The organism is Massilia sp. TSP1-1-2, from assembly GCF_049896185.1.
Lineage (GTDB): Bacteria > Pseudomonadota > Gammaproteobacteria > Burkholderiales > Burkholderiaceae_D > Telluria_A.
On record NZ_JAFCTU010000027.1, the window covers coordinates 72847 to 77069 of the forward strand.

Annotated in this window: 7 protein-coding genes; all 7 read right to left on the reverse strand. The window is 64.0% G+C overall.

Annotated features, from left to right (window positions below; genetic code table 11):
• A partial coding sequence (locus ACP7BV_RS20490; RefSeq protein ID WP_426106416.1) for a DNA adenine methylase occupies window positions 1-453 on the reverse strand: 453 nt, incomplete at its 3' end.
• Window positions 411-587, reverse strand: coding sequence for a hypothetical protein (locus ACP7BV_RS20495; protein ID WP_426106417.1), 177 nt, complete (start codon window positions 585-587; stop codon window positions 411-413). The genes ACP7BV_RS20495 and ACP7BV_RS20490, both read right to left, overlap by 43 nt.
• The gene (locus ACP7BV_RS20500) at window positions 584-874 is read right to left on the reverse strand and encodes a hypothetical protein (RefSeq protein WP_426106418.1); all 291 of its coding nucleotides are present in this window, start codon (window positions 872-874) and stop codon (window positions 584-586) included. Before ACP7BV_RS20500 ends, ACP7BV_RS20495 begins: the two co-directional genes overlap by 4 nt.
• Window positions 871-3009, reverse strand: a complete 2139-nt coding sequence (locus tag ACP7BV_RS20505) for a DNA cytosine methyltransferase (RefSeq protein ID WP_426106419.1) — start codon at window positions 3007-3009, stop codon at window positions 871-873. The genes ACP7BV_RS20500 and ACP7BV_RS20505 overlap by 4 nt, the downstream gene beginning before the upstream one ends.
• Window positions 3006-3341 (reverse strand): hypothetical protein, encoded by a 336-nt coding sequence (locus tag ACP7BV_RS20510; RefSeq protein ID WP_426106420.1) that lies wholly within the window; start codon window positions 3339-3341, stop codon window positions 3006-3008. The genes ACP7BV_RS20505 and ACP7BV_RS20510 overlap by 4 nt, the downstream gene beginning before the upstream one ends.
• A 102-nt stretch (window positions 3342-3443) precedes the next feature.
• Complete coding sequence (locus ACP7BV_RS20515) at window positions 3444-3743, reverse strand: hypothetical protein (protein ID WP_426106422.1); 300 nt, start codon at window positions 3741-3743, stop codon at window positions 3444-3446.
• Between the two features lie 43 nt (window positions 3744-3786).
• The gene (locus ACP7BV_RS20520; protein WP_426106423.1) at window positions 3787-3999 is read right to left on the reverse strand and encodes a YdaS family helix-turn-helix protein; all 213 of its coding nucleotides are present in this window, start codon (window positions 3997-3999) and stop codon (window positions 3787-3789) included.
• Window positions 4000-4223: the final 224 nt, after the last annotated feature.

The following is a 4223-nucleotide window of genomic DNA, read 5'->3' on the forward strand; positions in this document are numbered from 1 at the left end:
CTTGGTATCGATGCGAAAGCCGGTCGTGCCCTTGGTGGCGCCGGCCGAACCGAATCCCATCTGGGCGCGGACGCACAGGCGGCGCGCGTTCTCCAAGGGATCGGCAACCGGCATCCACGCCAGCTCGAATTCGTCACGCGCGTAGGGCGTGAACACCACCGCCTCGATCAACCGGCGGCGCTGCTCGGGGTCGCGCAGGATGGCAAAGAAGCTGGCCACTTCGCTGTCCAAGTCGTTGTACACCTCGGCGTAGACGCGCTCCTTCTGGATCAGGACGCCGGCGGCGCCGCCGAACGGCTCGACGTAGCAGGTGTGCTCCGGGAAGAAGCCCATGATCCATTGGGCGAGGCGAAACTTGCCACCGTGGTAGCGCAGCACCGGCTTGATAGTGTCGATCTTGTTGGTGTCGATCATGCCACCCTCCGGATCGCTGCCGCCACGCACGTCCTGCATGCGCTGTACTGGGTCAGTTGCTTGGCGGTGACTTCCTTGCCGCATGCGCATTTCTTGCGGCGCAGGACGAACACCACGCTGGCGTCGGTGCGCTCGCGGAATTTTTGGGTGCTGCTTTCATAGCCGACGATCATGCGACGGCCCTCCACTTGTTGCCGTTACCGACTTTGCCGGTGGAGAAGATCTGTCCGTTGCGGCGCAGGCGCTGCATGATCGGATACAGCAGCTCGGTTTCGATCGAGAGCGCGGCGGCGATCCCGCCGGCGTCGACGTCCGGATGCGCCATGATGTGTTCGTGCACGGCGACTTCGGTCGGGGTGTCCGGACGCGCGCCGGGGCGCGTCTGCTTGCGCGTGCCTCCGGTGCGCTGGTGGTTCAGCAACGCCTCGTGCTGCGCTGCGAAGTGGGCGAATGCGTTCATGCCGCCCTCGCCATCGCGCGTTCGTGCGCCGTGTTCGCCAGGATCAGGGCCGTTGCCGGCGGCGGCGAAACGCTGTTGCCGATCATGCGCACCTGCGCGCTGCCCGACAGGCGCTTCGTCACGGTCTTGCCGCGCTTGTTCACCGACGTGTAGAACGGATCCAGAATGTAATCGGCGCGGAAGCCCTGTGCGTTGGCCAGCTCGCGCGGGGTCAGCATGCGCAGGCCGATATCGACCACTTCCATGATTTCGCCGTTGATCGTCACCAGCTCGGGGAATTCGGCGTCCTTCAGGCTCGGGCAGTACTCGCGCAGGAAAGCGCGGACCTGTTCGCGGCGTTCGAGCGATTCCGGCGTGCGCGCCAGCGTGGTACGGATCTCGGCGTGATGGGTGCCGCCGGCGCTAGCGGTGCCGAGCGGTTCATCGACGGCCGCCGCGTTGCTGGTGCCGCGCAGCTTGACGAGATTGCTGGTAACGACGGCGTGGCGGTTCTCGGTCGTGACCGTGGTCAGCGGGTTGGCCGCGTCCCAGGTGATGCCGGCGCCGTTGGACTGATTATCGATGCCGACAAGGTGCGCGGTCACGACAGAGTTGTGGTCGACCGTCGTTACCGTCGGCATCGGCGCTTCGACCGACGCGCCGACGACGCCCTTGTAGTGCTTGGCCAGGAAGGCGGTGGTGACGCCCACGCGATCCTTGGTGACGATGGTCGGCATCGGTCCGTCGGCCGGCAGGTTCTGGCTTCCGCCGGAGTAGTACTGGACCAGCGACGCGGCGACAATGCCCAGGCCGTGGGCCGCGCCGGCCGGACGCGCGGATCCGCCGCCCGACGTGATTGTCAGTAGCGGATCGTTGGCCGATTGTCCGACGCTGCCGGTGTTGAATTTCGTGATGTGCGCAGCGACGACGGCATGCTTGCCGCCACCGGCCACGATGGTGCCGAGCGGGTCCGAGATATCGAGCGCGCGCGGCTCTTGACCTGGCGCTTCGCCATAGCCCATCTGCACCATGGAGGCGACGGCAAGCGCCATTTCGCCACGGTTCGCGCAGGTGACGGTCGGCAGCGGGTCGTGCGGCGAGCTGGTGCGGTCGCTGCCCTGGTGCGTCAGCGGCAGGAAGGTCGGCGCGACCAGAGCGGCGCCGTTGCCGCCGGCCAGTACCGTTTGCAGCGGATCCTGAATATCGCGCACGCCGCTACCCCAGCGCTTGACGCCGGTGGGCGACATGTCGCTGTGCGCGGTTTCGACGATGTACGGGCTGGCGGCGTCCTTGACGTAGCGCTCGTAGCCTTTGCCGATGCGGCGCATCGTGGCCGGCGCGAGCTGCTTCTTGCGGGTGAAGATGGACGGGCACGGAATCGACCAGTCGATGCAATCGGCGGCAGACAGGAACGGCTTGAGCTTGCCGGCCTTGACTTCGGCCGAGTCGCGCACGGCGTGGGTCGGCGTCGGCCACACGATCGGATTGCGATCGCGGCGCATGACCATGAACAGGCGCTTGCGGATCGTCGGCGCGCCGAAGTCGCACGCGCGCAGTACCTTCCACTGAACGTCGTAGCCGAGCCCCTTGTAGAGGCGTTCCATGGGGAAGTCGCCGCCCAGGGTTTCGTGGATCTCGGCCACGTCCGGATGCCCCTCGGGGATCCCCGTCGTCAGCGCCATGATGAACGCCGCAAAGGTGCGGCCCTTGTGCGCCTTGATCGCCTTGCCGGCTTCGTCGAGCGGTCCCCAGCCCTGAAATTCTTCGACGTTTTCGAGGAACATCAGGCGGGGCATCTGCATGACCGCCCACTTGAGCGTGACCCACGCCAGGCCGCGAATCTTTTGGTTGAGCAGGTTGCCGCCCTTGGCCTTGGAGAAGTGGGTGCAGGTCGGCGAGAACCACGCCAGCCCGATGGGCTGCTGCTTGGTGACGAAGCCCGGATTAATCAGGTACACGTCTTCGCGATAGTGCTTGGTGGTGGGGTGGTTCGCGCTGTGCATGCACAGTGCTTCGCCGTCGTGGTTGATGGCGATGTCGGGATCGCGGCCGAGTGCGGCGCGGATGGCTTCACTGGCGCCGCCGCCGCCGGCGAAGTTGTCGACGGCGAGTTCGTGGCCAAGGTCGAGGGAGAGGGTAAAGGCGTCGCGCTTCATGCCGCCAGTCCCAGCGCGGAAAACCACTGACGCGGCGCGATCGCGGCGATGCGCGGGACCTGGTTGGCGGGGGTCAGGACGGCGCCGCGCGGAGGGCGGTGCGGGAGGAAGAATACGCGCGAGAGCGAATCGCCCAGCTGCTCGGAATCGATCAGCTCATCGGCCGTCAAGGCGAGCACGCTGGCGCGGATCTCCGACGGGCGAATCTTGTGGTTGGACTGGATCGCGTCGCGGATCTGGAACAGGGTCTTGGGGCCGTTCGACGCCGTCAATGTCTCAAGAACGAGTTTGCGGCATGCGTCGGTGGCTTGTGGTACGATTCTTTTTGTCATGGTAGTAAAGAGAAGTAAGTGGAAAAGCCCGGTTGCAGCCGGGCTTTTTTTCGTCCGGCTTTTACGCGAGTGCGCTGGGCCGGGATGAGTGGGACGCCCGCATCAGCGGAATTCCTCGGGCTGGATGAACACGACGGCGTCGGCGGGAACCACCTTCAGTCCGGCGCCGGCCAGCAGGCGCGCCGCGAATGCGAGGCCACCGCCCGATTTGAAGCGCGACACGGACGACTCGTGCACGTTCATGGTTTCCGCAACAGTTGCAGCCGTTACATTGTTGATGAACTGCAAGATTACCGCCTGATTCTTGCGTGACCGGGCCGCAATTTCGGGTGATACTGGTTCCGGATCGAAGGCCTGCAGCTTGCTAAAGTCGAGTGCGGATTCGTTGTTGTTTTCGCTCATACAGTTCCGTCAAAGGTGAAATGAAAAATTGAAGCCGTGAGGCTCAGGCAAACGTCATTGGTGCAAAAACGGGATTGAGCTCGGCCCTGGTGACGCGGCCCTGAAGGGCTGCTTCGATCTTCTGGGACCCCGCAGGCGATGGCCAGCCCCGGGTAACCCACCGCTGAACGCACTGTGGCGTGCACTTGATCAACCGTGCCAGTGCCGACTGGCTCTCTGCCAGGCGGACGGCTTTTGCTATCCCCGATTCAAGCATTGTTTCCTAGTGAAAAAAGATTTAACCGAAATATTACAGTTAAAGCCGAGATTCTGCAACGAATTGTTGTAGTGTAAACTGACAACTATCGTTGTAAGCTAACGTGATGAAGAAGTATGAAAATAAGGCGGCCCTAGAGTTCGCCGAGAGGCTGAACGAGGCCCTCAACAGAAAAAACGGCGGGAACCAATCCGAGCTGGCGCGGTTCGTCCCTTGCTCCCCCC